The sequence below is a fragment of the Acetobacter sp. genome, assembly GCF_052102375.1.
GTDB lineage: Bacteria > Pseudomonadota > Alphaproteobacteria > Acetobacterales > Acetobacteraceae > Acetobacter.
Genome location: NZ_JBQDXI010000021.1, coordinates 23,056 through 38,837, shown reverse-complemented (window position 1 = coordinate 38,837; position 15,782 = coordinate 23,056). Strand labels below are relative to the sequence as shown.

Here is a 15,782-nt window from a genome sequence, read left to right as displayed (position 1 = left end):
GCCCAGAGGTCTACGAGACCGTGGCCAGCGCTCTGGAGCAGAGCAAAAGCAAAACCGGCCCGACTGCTGACCAGATTGCAGCACTGTTTGCCAAGTGCACGGCAGACAATGCGGCCATTCAGGCATCGTGATCGAGTATGTTGAAGCCTTCCTTGCGGGAGGCTTCACAGTTCTGGGTGTTCTGGGTGTCGCTTTCTTTCTGAACAAAGCGGGCAGGCGGGGTAGCCCGTTTGAGTAGAAGCGCTCTCGCTTCAAGCAAAAACCTTGCACGGATTTTGCACGTGCAAGAGCGATTTAGAGTGCATAGAATGCACATAATCAATCAAAATCACTAAATGGGGAAACGACCGGGAACCCATAAAAACCGCAGTTTTCTGCTGATTTCATGGTGGGCGCGACAGGGATTGAACCTGTGACCCCCGCCGTGTGAAGGCGATGCTCTACCGCTGAGCTACGCGCCCGGTTGTTGGTGTGGGTGATAGCCAACTTTAGCAGGGTTGGCAACCCAATTTTTACTGTTATTTCGTGGTGTTAGCCAGTTCTTCTCGCTTCATTTCCAGCTCCAGCCAGCGTTCTTCAGCCGAAGCGAGAGCTTGCTCAAGCTCTTCCAGATCTGTTGTGAATTTAGAGTACGCTTTAGGGTCTTTTGCATACAAACTTGTATCTTCAAGCTTACCCCGAAGAATTTGAGCTTTGCTCTCTAGCTTTGCTATTTCTTTGGGCAAATTATCCAACGCAAACTGATCTTTATAACTCAATTTTTTCGCTGGAGCTTTGGCTACCACGGCAGGTTGTGCCACGCTGACAACAGGTATGCCGGTTTTAATATCCTCTGAAAGTCCACCTTTCTTCTGCGTTAGCATATCACTGTAGCCACCCGCATATTCTATCCAGGTGCCAGAACTCTCTGTAGCGAGTACCGATGTTGCAACTCGATCGAGAAAATCTCGATCATGGCTTACAAGCAAGACAGTCCCATCATAAGAAGACAGCATATCTTGCAATAGGTCGAGGGTTTCCAAATCAAGATCATTGGTTGGCTCATCCAGAACCAAAAGATTTGAAGGTCTAGCTAGCGCGCATGCAAGCATAAGCCGGCCACGCTCCCCACCGGACAGTGCGCTTACTGGTGTACGCGCTTGCTCTGGCCTAAAAAGAAAGTCTTTCATATAGCCAATGACGTGTCGCTTCTCATCGCCAATCTGGACCATATCACCACCACCGCCTGTGAGGGTGTCAGCCAAGGTTTGCTCTGGGTTAAGCGTTTTTCTCTGCTGATCAAGCGAAACCATTGCGAGCGACGGACCGAGAGCAATCTGCCCGCTATCGGGGGAGTCCTGACCTATAAGAAGGCGAAGTAATGTTGTTTTCCCTGCACCATTAGCTCCGACAATAGCAAGACGGTCGCCACGCAGTATCCTGAGATTAAGGTCTCGGACAATTGTCCTGTCGCCCCAAGCTTTGTTGACGTGCTCAGCAACCGCAACAAGCTTGCTCGATGTGCCGGCAGACTGCGCAACAAGAGTGACCGTTCCCGTGGCACGCACAGCATCTCGGCGCGCCTGTCTTAATGCGGCCAACTCACCTACACGGCGAACATTCCGCTTACGACGCGCAGTCACGCCGTAGCGCATCCAATCTTCTTCTCGAGCTATTTGCCGATCAAGCTTATGTGCATCGCGCTCTTCTTGCTCAAGAACTTCTTCACGCCACTCTTCAAAGCGTTCAAAGCCTTGCTCCAAACGACGTGTAATGCCTCGGTCAAGCCAGACAACGGCACGGGACAAAGTCGAAAGCATGCGCCTGTCATGGCTGATAATCACCATGGCACAATTTAAACTCAAGAGTTCTTTCTCGAGCCACTCAATCGTTGGCATGTCTAGGTGGTTTGTCGGCTCATCAAGTAGCAGGACATCTGGTGCAGCCGCCAAAATACCCGCTATGGCGCATCGACGCGTTTCACCCCCGGACAAATGGGCTGCTTTTTTCGAGCCATCCAAATCGAGTGCATCTAGCAAAGCTTCCGCGCGCCAAGCATTTTCCGGCTCATCAATACAACTTTGTACGTAATCAGATGCTGTTGTGAAACCTGAAAGGTCAGGTTCCTGGCGTAAATAGCGCAGCTTTGCTCCGGGTTGTACAAAAACACTACCAGAGTCTGGTTGGATAACACCGGCTGCAATTTTCAGGAGCGTCGATTTACCCGAGCCATTGCGCCCCACCAAGCAAACACGCTCCCCCCGCGCAACGGCAAGGTTGCTTTTATCCAGTAACGGCCGCCCCCCTAGGGTAAGAGAGACATCTTGAAGGTGCAAAAGGGGAGGAAGTGCCATACCGCACTTCTGGGTCATGATTTCAAGTTATGCAAGATATGGACGAAAAATCTGCGATTAAAAAATGTTCCGGTTGTAATTGAATCTGGGTTTTAAGAATGAGCCAACTCAAATTTGCTCACCGCCTGATAAGTGGCAACCGCCAGTGTCAAAGGCTCAAAAGGCTTCGTGATCACGAAACTGGGTTCTGACGTTTCACCGGTTAACAGACGTTCGGGGTAGGCGGTCACATAAATAACGGGAGCATTATGTGTTTTCGTAATCTCGGCCACAGCGCGCATTCCATCACCGCCAGCTCCCAGATTGATATCTGCTAAAATCAGACCCGGCCGTGTTTTCTGGGCAATGTGGATGGCATCTGCCTGAGTATGGGCCACTCCAGCCACTTTGTGGCCGCATTGAAGAACCAGTTCCTCAATATCCATCGCGATAATAGGTTCATCTTCAATAATCAGAACAGAAGTCTGAATGCCTGTTTTTAGGTAGGCATAAGCCTTATCAGCTTCTTCCTTAGTCTGTTGCGGCGTCATATCTAATATTTTTGCAACCATATCCAGCGAGACTTCTTCCAACGTCAGAAGGAGGAGAATCTGTCGCTGCACGACAGTTAATTCATTTTTGGAAGCATCAACATGAACGTGATTTAAAAAATGCCGCGAAATCTCACGATAGAGGCGGCATAAGGCTGGAAGGTCGTCTCCAGAATGATTGGTTGTAAGGCTGCGCAAGCTTTGCGCAACCAGCAAATCGCCCCGTGATTGACTCCGCGTCAAGGCGCGTGCGTATCGTCTGCCATAAGGAAGAGCTTGAATTAAAGCATCGCGCTGTGACTCTGGCATGACAAATCTCCTTAGCGTGGAGTAAGAATGTTAAAACCCGCGGGGACATAACGATGACACGCGCAACCGTCCACAGGAAGAGGTAAGTGTTCTGAAAAGCAATAATTTACAGGACAGTAGCGCCTCTGCATCACATTTTAGGAAAGAGCTACTCTCCATCATCCCATCATTGCGGGCTTTTGCACGTTTTTTGGCACGCAACCCCTCGACTGCGGATGATCTGGTGCAGGACACAATTCTACGTGCATTGGCCAAATCAGAGCAATATCAGGAAGACACAAATTTAAAAGCATGGGCCTTTTCGATACTCCGTAACATGTTTCTTGAGCAGGCGCGGCGCCGAAAAAAAGAACAGGAAGTGCTGGAGCATTACGCGTCTGATGCAACCATACAGACAGCCAGCCAGCCTACCGGCCCCGATCGTCAGGCCTTACACGACCTAGATGAGATGTTATGGAAAATTTCCCCATTACTCCGGGAAGCGCTGGTTTTGATTGGCGCACAAGGCATGAGCTACGAAGAAGCTGCTTTGGTATGCAATGCATCTGTGGGGACAATGAAAACGCGTGTCTCCCGCGCCCGGTCCGAATTAATGAAGCTCTCTTCCTAAAATGTAACCAACTGTAATATATAATTTTTTCTTGCGAGAATATTTTTCTGAAAATTCTTTGTAACCTTTCCACGCTCTCATTCATTCCCTTTGCAAGAACGCATTAAAAGCAAAGGGTATCCCGATGACGACTTCATTCCATGACCAAGTGATCGCCATTCTGCCTAAGCTGCGTGTGCAAGCTCTGGCTCTCACACGTAACCGGGCAGCCGCAGAAGATCTGGTACAGGATGCGGTCTGCAATGCTCTTGCCGCACAAAACAGCTTCGCCCCTGGGACGAATTTTCCAGCATGGATGCATCGTATCCTTAGAAATCGCTTCATCTCTGATCTGCGCAAAAAGCGCGAAACAACAGATGTCGACGACATGCCCGCCTCTTTCCTTGCAACTAACGCGCCACATGAAGACCGCATCATCCTGAAAGATCTTGATGCCGCTCTATCTCGCCTGCCGGACGACCAGCGTGAAGCTCTTGTTTTGGGTGTTCTGGAAGGCATGAGCTATCAGGAATTGGCTGAAATTGCAGGTTGCGCTGTTGGTACGGCAAAAAGTCGGGTGTTCCGTGCACGTCGTCAGCTAGAAGTATGGATGACAGGTGAAGAACATGTTGGTAATGAACGTCTGAAATCTCAGGCTGCGGCACTTCGTCGCAAACTCGACCGCGATGCAGAAGAACACCCTGCATCGCGTAGGGTTTGATGGGCGCGGCCTCATTAGGCAACTTATAGGGCGAACTAGCGGGTTTAGGCATGTCAGATGTTTGCTATTCGGACAGAAAACATGACTTTTCCGTTAGGCGGGCCATGGTCGTACCGCCGCATGGAAAAATCTATGGATGAAGACAAGGCCGGAGCGCCCCCAAAAACGTCTGATCAGGCGTTTGATCTCTGGCTCAAGAGAGGGCTTCACCAGCTTTTCGATGACGTGGCAAATGAACCCATACCAGAAGAACTGTTGAAGCTCATTGAAGAAGACCGTCGGGACGAGGCCTGAAACATCCAAGCATGAGAAGTTCCCGCATTCATTGCGGGGTGCTTTTCAATATATCTTGTATGGGTTAGGCCGCACGTTCAGCACAACAAGTGCGCGAATGCGCCTGATTATAGGCTTGTCAGCGGTGCCAGTGGTTTGCATTGGCTCCGCAATGGCGATTCATAACTATCATGAACTGATGGTTGGCAGCGCCCAACGTGCGGCCACAGCTATTACGCGTCTAGACCTGCAGTTTCGTCATGATACAGACCGCCTCCGGAGTGCACTGGAAACCATTGGCAGCATGGGCTTGACGCCTGACCAAATAGGTCATGCACTCTCTCTTGCAGAGACAATGAGCGGGCAAAGATATTGCTATCTCGGAGTTTTGGATGCTGACGGTGAACAGATTCATGCCGTGTCGCCTCTGGGCGGCAAATGTGCATCTGTTGGAAGACCAGACCCACTCCCATCATTCGATGCGACTCCCCTTGAAGCGGTGCAGACTAACGATGGCACAGAGGAGCAGGGCTCCTTCTTGCGCATTACCGTGCCTGCCGTTTTTCTTTCCATTCCTGAGACGCATGGATATCTGGTGGGCGTCTTAAAGCTTTCCCGGAAATCCTCTTTTCTCTCCAGTGCCGCTGGTTGGCAGGCTTTTGCTGACGAAAGTAACCCTCTTCAGGCATGGCTGGTTGATCAAAATAATAATCTCAAAGCAGTATGCACGGACTGCAAATGGACACCCCCTCCAACTCACATCGTAAAGCAGCTTAGAAAGCAGCTTAATGACGGGACTGGCACGATTGCGTCATTTTCTAGTGCTGATGGTGGTTATGCTCTCGGAGCCATAGCGGGTGGAACCGATATTCTGGTTACGACACCACGAACCCCACATGAAAGCAGCGCGCTGAGAACCATGGTGCTGGAAATTTCAGGGCTGGTTTTCCTCCTGATCATTGGCTTGGGCGGTGTAACTCTTGCAGCTAATGTCGTTCTGGTGTGGCCACTGCGCCGGCTTACTTATTCGGTGCAAAAGTGGCAGATGGAGGGCGTGTTCGATGGTCGAATTACGCGCGCCATGCCTCTGGAGCTACAACGGTTAGGCCAAGCGTTTACCAGAGCAACACGAAGATTGTCTCGACATGAGGCCCGCCTCAAAGAGGCTATGGCGCATCAAGAGCTTCTAATGCGCGAAATCCACCATCGTGTGAAAAACAATCTGCAAATCGTCGCATCGCTGCTAAATTTACAGGCTGGTCGTATTTCCAATCCTGAGTTTAGGGCAGAATTTGCGTTAGCACGGGACAGAGTGAGGGCTCTCGCCACCCTCCACCGTAGTCTGTACGCAGAAGACAGGCTGGATAGCCTTAATATGTCCAGCTTTTTAAAAGAGTTATGTGGGCAGACCCTTCATATTGCTGGCGAATATGAGACTGGCAGGATTGATATGGAGATAAGCTGTGATGACTTTTCCATGAATCCCGATCAAGCCGTACCACTCGCCTTGATTGTAACCGAGTTGGTAACCAACGCTATAAAATATGCGTTTCCGAACGGCCGTTCCGGTATAATATCTATTTCGTTGACCCATGCAGACAAGATTGTGACCCTAAATATAGGGGATAACGGGATTGGATGCACACCGGACCAATGCGACATAAGTGGTCAACAGGGCATTGGTCTTAAACTTATTAAAGGCTTTGCACGGCAGCTTAACGCCACATTCGTTCAAAATTGCCAAAATGGAACACATTACAGTTTTGTTTTTCCATTGGAGCAGAAATAGCCGCCACTCTGTGTGGTCAAAAAGTGGAGGAGAGCATCCGATATGCCATGTTTGCAGTCGGGCCGCGCGTGGTTAACTATTTGCGTTACGCGCTGTCCGGTATAAACGGCTATCTCCATGAGCGGTGAAAAAGCAGTAATACGAACCTGGACGCGGAAACAGTCGCTTTTGGGGCGACGGGCCGCCCGGCCAGTTATCCTCTTTGGTCTAATCTCTCCTCTGTGTGGGGTAGGGCAGGCATGGTGTATTGCCACCTTGCTCGGTTGTGCCCTTATGAGTTTGAGCGATGGTCCGGTACCTGCTTGTCCATCATGGCCTTTGTATGGGTTTATACTTCTCGCACTCATGCGTGCCGTTTGTATGATGGGCAGTGATGTTGCTGCTGCGAAATCTGGCATTAATGCTAGACGGCGGCTACGCAACTCTGTTCTTCACTCCATCCTTACTGGTGGGCCAGCCCTTCTGCGCAACACGCATAGTGGCGTTTTGGCGACAACTGCGGTTGATCGGATTGAAGCGTTGGATGGTTTCTTTGCACGCTGGATTCCTGCCTCAGTATTGTGGATTGCAGCCCCACTTATCATCCTCATTCCTGTTTATTTGGTAAGCCCTCAGGCTGCGCTCATACTTGGCTTATGTGGTTTGACAGTACCTTTTTGCCAGGCCATTTTCGGCATCGGCGCAGCAGTTGCATCTCGCAATCAGTTTCTGGCCATGACACGCTTGCAGGCGCGGTTTCTAGACCGTGTAAAAGGCATAGCCACAATTGTGCTTTCAGGCCGAACCGAAGACGAAACCAGCCGACTTGCCAGCGCAGCAGAAGAGTTACGTCTTCGCACCATGAAAGTGCTCCGGGTAGCATTCCTTTCTTCTGCTTCGATAGATTGTGCGATGGTTGTTGCACTGATTGTGCTTGCCATCCTCACAGGTGCACATGCACTGGCTCAAAATGCGACTGGAACACACAGCCTGCTTGAGCCAGTCTTGCGGGATGGCCTGTTTGTTCTAATTGTCATTCCGGAGTTTTTTGCTCCCCTGAGATCTATGGCTCTCGCATACCAAGATCGTGCTCATGCACAGGGTGCCGCCACTGCAATTCTGGATTTGCCAGCCCCTGAAATTTCTATTGCCCCGTCTTTAGACACGCGAACAGTCACCGCTAACGGTGTTACCGTTGCCTTGGATGATGTCTGCTTTACATGGGACCCAGCCCGTGGACCTGCCCTTCAGAATATCAGCTTTACGGTCCCTGCGGGAGAAACGCTTATTCTGGCAGGTGAATCAGGTTCAGGTAAGTCAACAATCATGGAGCTACTGCTCGGATTTATAACGCCAGATTCAGGCCGTGTGCTCCTAAATGGTGCGCCCTTGGAAACACTTGTGCCGGACTCACTCTGTCGTATGATATCGTGGATCGGGCAGAAACCCGTTTTGTTTGCCGGCTCACTGCGAGACAATGTGCTTTTTGCCAGCCCCGATGCTGACGAGCATACGTTGCAAGCCGCGTTAAAAGCCGCCGCCGTGGATGAGTTTTTGCCCCTTTTACCAAATGGCCTTGAAACCATGATTGGAGAAGGCGGCTTTGGCCTTTCCGGTGGCCAAGCACAACGGATTGCTATTGCCCGCGCTTATTTAAAAAATGCACCAGTCTTACTTTTGGATGAGCCGACTGCACACCTCGATCCTCTAACCGAGAAAAGCGTCTTTTTGAGCTTGCAGCGCTTAGCGGCACAAAAAACCGTTATTCTGGCAACGCACTCTGCGGCCGCGCATATGCTCAACGGACGCCGCATAGACTTGCAACGTGGCGTCATTATAAGCCGGCAAGGAGCTGCCTAAACAATGGATCAGTTCCGTCAAAACAAAGGCCGTGCCGACCTCATGCTTACGCCTTGGCAAGCTGTGCGCCATATTTTGGCGTTGTGGCATGCTCAGGCCGCACGGCTCATTATCGGCGTTGTGTTAGCGCTCTTGGCTCTCTGCCTCGGTTTTGCACTTATGCAAACCTCTGGATTACGAGTGGCGGGAACAGTACTCGGCTCTATTCTGATTACAACGAGCTTATTGCGCTGGGTAGGCGCGGGCCGAGTTATACTTCGCTATGCTGAACGCCTGTTTGCGCACGATGCTATGTTCCGTGCACTAGCAACCTTACGCGTCTGGTTTTTTCGCTCCCTTGCCGATGGAGCCGCCGCAGGGCTTGGTTTTAAGCGGGCAGGCGACATGCTGTCCCGTCTAGTGTCGGACATCGGCACGTTGGATGGTCTTTATCTGCGCATCCTGATCCCATTTGCCTGCGCCTGCCTGACTGTTCCCACGCTGCTACTGGTTCTTGGCAAACAAAACATGCTTCTTGGTGGTGCGGTTGCCGTGTTATTTGGCTGTTCCGCCTTTCTCATTCCTTACCTCATAGCGTTGTCGGGCAGGAAAGAGGCAGAAGAATTGACGCGTGACTTGGCGAGCTTACGGATCGGTGTGTTGGATCTCGCCGGAGGACTACGTGAAATACGCGCTTTTGGCGCAGATAAACGTGTCCTCGCTCACATTCAAGCAACAGATAACGTCCTGCTAGACGGGCAGATGCGCTTGGCAAAGCGTGCAGCAAAGGCGAATGCCCTTGCTTATCTTCTAGGGCAAAGCGCGATTTTTTTGGTTCTTGCGGCAGTGTCCGGAAAATTACTCCTAAATATTACACCTCTGGCCGGTGTCGGGTGCCTCTTTTTGGTTGTCGCCGCTTTTGAAAGTGCCGCAACCCTGACACGGGCAGGCCTACAAGCTGGCGCAATGGGTGCAGCAGCCCAGCGTGTTATGGACATTGCAACCAGTGAGCCCACGACTCATACGGCAGACATAGCCCCACAAGAAGCCCCCTTACATCCGTCCATTCACGTTGAGAATCTTTATTTTCGCTGGTCAGAAGACCGTCCGTATGTCTTTAAAGGCCTTACCTTAGATATCTCAGCGGGCAGCCGCGTCGCGCTACTCGGGCCTTCTGGGGTTGGAAAATCCAGTCTTGCAGCGCTTCTTCTTAAAGCAGCATTCCCTGAATCCGGGCAGATCACTTTTGACGGGATAGATCTGGCAAATATTGATACACCATCTCTCCGCCAACGGATTGCATGGCTATCTCAAGCCACACATCTTTTTGACGACAGCATTCGTGCCAATCTGTTACTCGGCCACCCTAATGCCACTGAGGAAGAGTTGTGGCGTGCTTTGGAAGAGGCTGCCGTGGCAGATGTTGTCCGTAATCTGCCCGAAGGACTGGATACATGGCTAGGTGAGGGCGGCATTAAGCTCTCTGGGGGGCAGGGACGCCGGATTGCATTGGCCCGTACCTTGCTGACACAGGCCCCCGTTCTCATTCTTGACGAACCTGCAACAGGGTTAGATGCGCAAACAGAACATGATTTTCTGGAAACGTTGAATAAGGTTACGCAAGGAAGAACGGTTATTTTGATCGCCCATCGTTTGACTGGCGTTGAAAAACTGGATCGAATCTGGCGTTTATCGGACGGAACAGCCTCTGTTTCGCTGACATAATATTGACGAAAAGCTTACTAACGGGCACCAAATAGGCCATCTGTTCATTTTTGCAGAGGCAGAATATGGCAGATCGCTATACGATAACCATACCTCTGGGGAAACCATTGCATGCGCCGCCTGCTGACTGTTCTAGGTCTTTCACTCCTTGCCGGATGTGCTAGTGAGCCACCCCGCAAGTATGTTGTGTTTTTTGCCAACAGTTCGGTTGAGCTTGACGATGCGTCACGCAACGTCATTGCTGAAGCCTCCGCTCAGGCACAGAAGCATGCCTCTCAAATTGTGCAGGTCGAAGGCTATGCAGGCGCAGGGAACGACCTGTCCGCCGATGCACTTCTGGCTGTCCAGCGTGCAAAACTGGTGGCGCAGCAATTGCATGATGATGGGGTATCTGGCGACCGCATTCGTCAAACCCCGCGCGCACCGTCCAGCACGGAAGGGTCAACAGTCGGATCTCGCCGAGTAGAAATCGAACTGGTTAGCCCCTAATTCCGTAATGGCTGATCCTAAAACCGCACCTGCTCCTGATAATCACGTTGCACAGGGGCGGGATCGGTTTGTGGGCAGCACCCCGCAAGAGGTGCTGCACTCTGTTTTTGGATATCCTGACTTTCGTAGCCTTCAGGCACAAGCTGTAGAGCGCGTCATGTCTGGGCAGGACACCCTTGTCCTGATGCCAACGGGCGGCGGCAAGAGCATTTGTTATCAAGTACCCGCCTTATGCCGCCCCGGCATGGGACTTGTGGTTTCCCCCCTTATCGCACTAATGGACGATCAGGTAGCAGGCCTGCGTCAGGTTGGAATCAATGCGGCGGCCCTCCATTCAGAACTGGAAAGTGACGAGGCAACGAAAGTTCGGAACGACTTGGCAGCCGGAACTCTCGATATACTTTATGTCTCTCCAGAACGACTATTATCCTCTGGCACATTAGAGCGGCTTTCCCGGCAAAAAATCTCTCTCGTTGCGATTGATGAGGCACACTGTATTTCTGCATGGGGGCATGAGTTTCGGCCCGAATATCGTGCACTGGCAGCCCTGCCGCGGTATTTCCCCGATGTCCCGCGGATTGCTCTGACAGCCACAGCAGACCAACGTACACGCGATGATATTCTGACGGCATTAGACATGCCGCACGCGAGTGTCTTGGTTTCCAGCTTTCATAGGCCCAACCTCAATATTACAGCCCTCCCTAAAGGTTCGGAAACGAAACAGCTGGTGTCCGCGCTGGAACGCCATAAAAACGAAGCTTCTATCGTTTATTGCGGCAGCCGCGCCAGAACTGAGCGGATAGCGGCCTCCCTGCGGGAGAAAGGGTGGACGGCGCTTGCTTTCCACGCAGGTCTCTCGCCCTTGGAAAAGCGAGCTGCTCTACTTCGTTTTCGCTCCGGCGAGCCTCTTGTTATTGTTGCAACAATTGCTTTCGGTATGGGAATTGACCGGCCAGATGTGCGGGCAGTCATTCATATGGATATGCCAGCCTCACCAGAGGGATATTACCAGCAGATTGGCCGGGCAGGGCGTGATGGACTGCCCTCTGATACCGTGCTCCTCTATGGCGGCGACGACATGGCGCGCGCGCGCCACTGGCTGGAGCTTTCCAATGCACCGGACACAGAAAAACGGGTGATGCGCGCCCGTCTGGAAGCAATGATTGCTCTTACGGAAACCACATGTTGCCGTACTGCGGCGCTCTTGCACTGTTTTGGTGAAACGCTTTCCGAGCCATGTGGTCACTGCGATAATTGCAGGCATCCGGTCGTGACTTTTGACGGCACAGATGCTGCACGTAAACTCCTCTCAACAATTTACCGGACCGGGCAGAAATATGGTGCGCTGCACATCATTAATGTTTTGCGCGGCAAACGAACCGATATGGTTGAGCGCAACCACCACGACACTCTTTCAGTCTGGGGTATTGGTAAGGATAAACCGGAAGGCTTCTGGCGCAGCGTAACCCGCCAACTCATTGCCCACGGAGCCTTGCGCAGCGAGGGGCAATACGGTGGCCTAGCCCTGAATGCTGACATTGCACGCCCGATACTGCGCGGGGAGCAGAGTTTACAACTCAGGGCCGATGCCACTGCCGAACTCGAAAATGCTGCGACACTCCGCGGGAAGAGCCAGAGCAGCCTGGAAGCACTACCCGAAGATAAAGTGCCGATTTTTGACGCCCTCCGTAAGTGGCGTCTGGATGAAGCCAGAGAGCAGGAAATTCCCCCTTATGTGATTTTTCATGATGCGGCACTGCGAGATATTGCGCTCTCAGGTTCGCTTTCTCTGGATGAACTCGCCCTGATCAAAGGGGTAGGCCGTTCTAAGCTTGAGCGCTATGGTGCTGCTGTTTTAGCCGTTCTTGCTGCAAAGGTATAGTTGGCATGGCTTCCATACAGGAAAGACGCGCACAGATTTTGCAACTCGTGCAGCAACAAGGCTATGCTGCAAATGAAGATCTGGCAAAAGCGCTCCATGTAACAGTGCAGACTGTACGCCGGGACGTGAATAGCATGGCAGCAGAGGGCATGATTGCACGCCACCACGGCGGAGCCTCAGCCTTATCGTCCAACGAAAATATTGCCTATTCTGAAAGACAGATTCTTAATCCCAAGGCCAAGGGTGCCATCGGCCATGCGGCTGCAAGCGTTATTCCTGATGGCGCGTCTCTTTTTATCAACATTGGGACGACAACCGAAGCATTTGCCCGCTCATTACGGAACCATCGGGCTTTACGGGTTATTACCAACAATATTCATGTAGCCTCTCTACTGGCACCTGCCCCAGAATGCACCCTGATTATTACTGGCGGCACTGTCCGCTTGAGAGACGGCGGCATTGTAGGCCCAGCGGCAGCAGCCATGATTGAGCAATATAGAGCGGATTACGGTGTAATCGGTATCAGCGGGATTGACGAAGACGGGACGCTTCTTGATTTTGACGCTGATGAAATCAATGCTGCACAGGCTATCATCCGCAACTCTCGCACCACCATCCTTCTAGCCGATCATACAAAGCTCAAACGGCGCCCCATGGCGCGCGTTGGGCATTTGTCCGAAATCAATTCCTTTTATACAGACCAACCTTTGCCCACCGCGTTAGCCAAAATCGTAACTGAGGCCGGTGTGGATTTGCATGTCATACAAAGCGAATTTTTCGGAAAAGAAAAATAAACTCCCAAAAACAGCTTCAATGTCATAATTGAGCCATTGTATTTTCCTTTTATTTTCGGATACGAAGGAAAATACATAGTTTCAGACGGTAGGATCGGATAGAAAATGGCAGACACTTCGGCTCCCCTAAATCGTCCTTACGACCTGCTCATTGTTGGCGGCGGCGTAAATGGCGCAGGCATTGCGCGTGACGCTGTTGGCCGCGGAGCGTCCGTTCTGATGGTGGAGCAGGATGACCTTGCGAGCTATACTTCATCCGCCAGTACAAAGCTAATCCACGGTGGCCTGCGGTATCTGGAATATTATGAATTCCGTCTGGTCCGTGAGGCTCTGACAGAGCGTGAACGGCTTTTGAAAATGGCGCCGCACATTATATGGCCCATGCGTTTTGTACTGCCACATTCCAAACTTGTCCGGCCCGCGTGGATGCTTAAAGCAGGCCTCTTCCTATATGATCACCTTGCGTCCAACATGACGCTCCCCAAATCCCGCGCTGTTGACTTCCGCACGCATTCGTCCGGTCGGCCGCTCAAAGACGATTACACCAAAGGCTTCGTTTATTCGGATGGCTGGGTGCAGGATAGTAGGCTTGTTGTCCTGAATGCTCTGGATGCGGCAGAACGTGGAGCAGACATTCGAACCCGTACGCGTCTTATAAAAGCAACGCGTAGCAATGGCCTATGGCAGGCTGAACTGGAAGATCGGGTTACTGGGAAAACGACACATGTGCAGGCACGCGCTCTTGTAAACGCGGCAGGCCCTTGGGTTGCTCGCCTGCTTGCTGAAACCCTCAATATTCCTAATTCAAAGTCTGTCCGTTTGGTAAAGGGCAGCCATATCATTGTGCCGCGTGTTTTCGATGGGCCTCAGGCTTATATCTTCCAGAACCCGGACAAACGAATTGTTTTTGCCATTCCATATGAGCAGAATTTCACTCTCATTGGCACGACAGATATTCCTTGGAACGAAGCTCCGGGAAAGGTCGGCATTGCTCCTGACGAAATTAAGTATCTTTGCGAAAGCGTAAACCGCTATTTCAAAAAAGATGTCAAGGAAAGCGATGTCGTTTGGACCTATGCGGGTCTACGGCCCCTATATGACGATGCCTCAGCCAACGCTTCTGCTGTAACACGGGATTATGTGCTGGATCTCGACACACAAGACGGTGCTCCTCTTCTGTCCATTTTCGGCGGAAAAATAACCACCTACCGCAAGCTGGCAGAACATGCGCTGGAGAAGTTGGCTCCTGTATTGCCCGCAGTAGCTGGCGTAAGCTGGACAGCTACCGAAGTTCTGCCGGGTGGTGACATTGGAGACGGGGGCTTTGATGCTGCTCTTGCCCGTTTGGGGCGTGCCGCGCCCTGGTTGCCAGCTGCAACTGCATGGCGTCTGCTCCGCAATTATGGCAGCCGTGTTTACGAAATTATCGGGGAAGCCACCAGCCTGAAGGACTTGGGAGAAGTTCTGGGCGGGGATTTGACTACCCGTGAAGTTGACTATCTGATAGAGCGCGAATGGGCACGGACAGGAGAGGATATTCTGTGGCGCCGGAGCAAGCTGGGCTTACATCTAAGTGAGGCAGAAAAACAGAAAGTCTCTGATTATGTGCAACAGAAGACTGCCTGACGCTCAAGAGTAAGGTCAGGTAGTTATTTCCCAGAATAATAAAGAAAAAGAGGGAAGTATGACGAGTAAAGCCCGGGCTTATGTTGGTGAACTGATTGCAGAATGTATTGCTGTTTTCATCATTATTGTTTTTGGGGATTCTGTAGCGGCGATGTATTCGCTCTACGATCCCAGCCCTTATAAGCAGGCTTATTGGGGAGTCTGCATTGTATGGGGACTTGGCGTGACCATAGCCATATACGTCACAGGTGCCGTGTCCGGCACGCACGCCAACCCCGCAGTCACACTTGCATTGGCCTGTTTCCGGAATTTTTCGTGGAAAAAAGTACTGCCTTATTGTGCCGCGCAGATACTGGGAGGGTTCTTAGGGGCCATCATCGTATATGCGTTGTTTTCTCCAGTCATTGACCACTACGCTGCCGTAAACCACCTTGACAGGCTGCACGATGGGGCAGGGGCGGGCGTATTTTTCACACATCCCGGTGACTTCATCTCGCCCATGCATGCCTTCATGGACGAGATTATTCTGACAGCCATGCTGGTGCTGGGTATTTTTGCAATCACGTGTGAGTATAACACCCAAGCGCCACAGGCGAACTCCAGCGCCCTCATCATCGGGCTTCTGGTCGCCATTATTGGTGCATCAGCTGGCTATCTTGAGGCATGGGCTATAAATCCGGCCCGAGATCTGGGGCCAAGGATCTTTTGTTATTTCGCTGGATGGGGTCCAACTGCGCTTCCATCCCCGCAAAATTATTGGTGGGTGCCTATAGCTGGGCCTCTTATTGGAGGAGTGGTGGGCGGTGGCCTGTATCAGGCGGTTCTTAAGCCCTTTATGCCATCCTCAAACCAGTCATCTTCTCACATCGCTCACGACTAAACGACGTCAATCAAAAAGGATAAT

14 protein-coding genes and 1 tRNA gene are annotated in these 15,782 nt (G+C 51.6%); 11 read left to right on the top strand and 4 right to left on the bottom strand.

Translation table 11 applies throughout. The features are described 5' to 3' along the window. Positions 1-118: 118 nt before the first annotated feature. The 4 genes from ACTIDN_RS09895 to ACTIDN_RS09880 form a co-directional block, all read right to left on the bottom strand. Positions 119-259 carry a hypothetical protein gene (locus ACTIDN_RS09895; protein ID WP_441376915.1) on the bottom strand — a complete coding sequence of 47 codons (141 nt, stop codon included), beginning with the start codon at positions 257-259 and terminating at the stop codon, positions 119-121. Positions 260-386: 127 nt separating this feature from the next. Beyond that, positions 387-461 (bottom strand) — tRNA-Val (locus ACTIDN_RS09890). Positions 462-518: 57 nt separating this feature from the next. Further along, positions 519-2,333 carry an ABC-F family ATP-binding cassette domain-containing protein gene (locus ACTIDN_RS09885; protein ID WP_441376914.1) on the bottom strand — a complete coding sequence of 605 codons (1,815 nt, stop codon included), beginning with the start codon at positions 2,331-2,333 and terminating at the stop codon, positions 519-521. Positions 2,334-2,425: 92 nt separating this feature from the next. Further along, on the bottom strand, positions 2,426-3,172 hold the full coding sequence (locus ACTIDN_RS09880; RefSeq protein ID WP_415507720.1) for a response regulator: 747 nt from the start codon (positions 3,170-3,172) through the stop codon (positions 2,426-2,428). A gap of 190 nt (positions 3,173-3,362) precedes the next feature. Between ACTIDN_RS09880 and ACTIDN_RS09875 the strand changes: the two genes are divergently transcribed. From ACTIDN_RS09875 to ACTIDN_RS09825, 11 genes are all read left to right on the top strand, one after another. Next, complete coding sequence (locus ACTIDN_RS09875) at positions 3,363-3,782, top strand: sigma-70 family RNA polymerase sigma factor (protein WP_441376913.1); 420 nt, start codon at positions 3,363-3,365, stop codon at positions 3,780-3,782. Between the two features lie 124 nt (positions 3,783-3,906). After that, positions 3,907-4,482, top strand: coding sequence for a sigma-70 family RNA polymerase sigma factor (locus tag ACTIDN_RS09870; RefSeq protein ID WP_415507722.1), 576 nt, complete (start codon positions 3,907-3,909; stop codon positions 4,480-4,482). Between the two features lie 132 nt (positions 4,483-4,614). Beyond that, positions 4,615-4,776 carry a NepR family anti-sigma factor gene (locus ACTIDN_RS09865; protein ID WP_415507787.1) on the top strand — a complete coding sequence of 54 codons (162 nt, stop codon included), beginning with the start codon at positions 4,615-4,617 and terminating at the stop codon, positions 4,774-4,776. A 283-nt stretch (positions 4,777-5,059) separates the two neighbouring features. After that, entirely contained in the window at positions 5,060-6,544 is a 1,485-nt protein-coding gene (locus tag ACTIDN_RS09860; protein ID WP_441376912.1) for a sensor histidine kinase, read from the top strand. Positions 6,545-6,661: 117 nt separating this feature from the next. Beyond that, a complete protein-coding gene (gene cydD / locus ACTIDN_RS09855; protein WP_441376911.1) occupies positions 6,662-8,383 on the top strand; it encodes a thiol reductant ABC exporter subunit CydD in 1,722 nt (573 codons plus the stop codon). 3 nt (positions 8,384-8,386) lie between these two features. Continuing rightward, positions 8,387-10,087, top strand: coding sequence for a thiol reductant ABC exporter subunit CydC (gene cydC, locus ACTIDN_RS09850; RefSeq protein WP_441376910.1), 1,701 nt, complete (start codon positions 8,387-8,389; stop codon positions 10,085-10,087). A 111-nt stretch (positions 10,088-10,198) separates the two neighbouring features. Then, a complete protein-coding gene (locus tag ACTIDN_RS09845; RefSeq protein WP_441376909.1) occupies positions 10,199-10,576 on the top strand; it encodes an OmpA family protein in 378 nt (125 codons plus the stop codon). A gap of 7 nt (positions 10,577-10,583) precedes the next feature. Further along, complete coding sequence (gene recQ / locus ACTIDN_RS09840; RefSeq protein ID WP_441376908.1) at positions 10,584-12,458, top strand: DNA helicase RecQ; 1,875 nt, start codon at positions 10,584-10,586, stop codon at positions 12,456-12,458. 5 nt (positions 12,459-12,463) lie between these two features. Next, positions 12,464-13,252 (top strand): DeoR/GlpR family DNA-binding transcription regulator, encoded by a 789-nt coding sequence (locus tag ACTIDN_RS09835; RefSeq protein WP_441376907.1) that lies wholly within the window; start codon positions 12,464-12,466, stop codon positions 13,250-13,252. Between the two features lie 105 nt (positions 13,253-13,357). Beyond that, a complete protein-coding gene (glpD, locus tag ACTIDN_RS09830; RefSeq protein WP_441376906.1) occupies positions 13,358-14,878 on the top strand; it encodes a glycerol-3-phosphate dehydrogenase in 1,521 nt (506 codons plus the stop codon). A 58-nt stretch (positions 14,879-14,936) separates the two neighbouring features. After that, complete coding sequence (locus ACTIDN_RS09825) at positions 14,937-15,758, top strand: MIP/aquaporin family protein (protein WP_441376905.1); 822 nt, start codon at positions 14,937-14,939, stop codon at positions 15,756-15,758. The last annotated feature ends 24 nt before the right edge of the window (positions 15,759-15,782 follow it).

Bases quoted from the DNA above. Each gene is read 5' to 3' on its own strand.
- ACTIDN_RS09885 (WP_441376914.1), bottom strand. From the start codon at position 2,333: ATGGCACTTCCTCCCCTTTTGCACCTTCAAGATGTCTCTCTTACCCTA.
- ACTIDN_RS09880 (WP_415507720.1), bottom strand. From the start codon at position 3,172: ATGCCAGAGTCACAGCGCGATGCTTTAATTCAAGCTCTTCCTTATGGC.
- ACTIDN_RS09870 (WP_415507722.1), top strand. From the start codon at position 3,907: ATGACGACTTCATTCCATGACCAAGTGATCGCCATTCTGCCTAAGCTG.
- ACTIDN_RS09865 (WP_415507787.1), top strand. From the start codon at position 4,615: ATGGATGAAGACAAGGCCGGAGCGCCCCCAAAAACGTCTGATCAGGCG.
- ACTIDN_RS09860 (WP_441376912.1), top strand. From the start codon at position 5,060: ATGGGCTTGACGCCTGACCAAATAGGTCATGCACTCTCTCTTGCAGAG.
- cydD (WP_441376911.1), top strand. From the start codon at position 6,662: ATGAGCGGTGAAAAAGCAGTAATACGAACCTGGACGCGGAAACAGTCG.
- cydC (WP_441376910.1), top strand. From the start codon at position 8,387: ATGGATCAGTTCCGTCAAAACAAAGGCCGTGCCGACCTCATGCTTACG.
- ACTIDN_RS09845 (WP_441376909.1), top strand. From the start codon at position 10,199: ATGCGCCGCCTGCTGACTGTTCTAGGTCTTTCACTCCTTGCCGGATGT.
- recQ (WP_441376908.1), top strand. From the start codon at position 10,584: ATGGCTGATCCTAAAACCGCACCTGCTCCTGATAATCACGTTGCACAG.
- ACTIDN_RS09835 (WP_441376907.1), top strand. From the start codon at position 12,464: ATGGCTTCCATACAGGAAAGACGCGCACAGATTTTGCAACTCGTGCAG.
- glpD (WP_441376906.1), top strand. From the start codon at position 13,358: ATGGCAGACACTTCGGCTCCCCTAAATCGTCCTTACGACCTGCTCATT.
- ACTIDN_RS09825 (WP_441376905.1), top strand. From the start codon at position 14,937: ATGACGAGTAAAGCCCGGGCTTATGTTGGTGAACTGATTGCAGAATGT.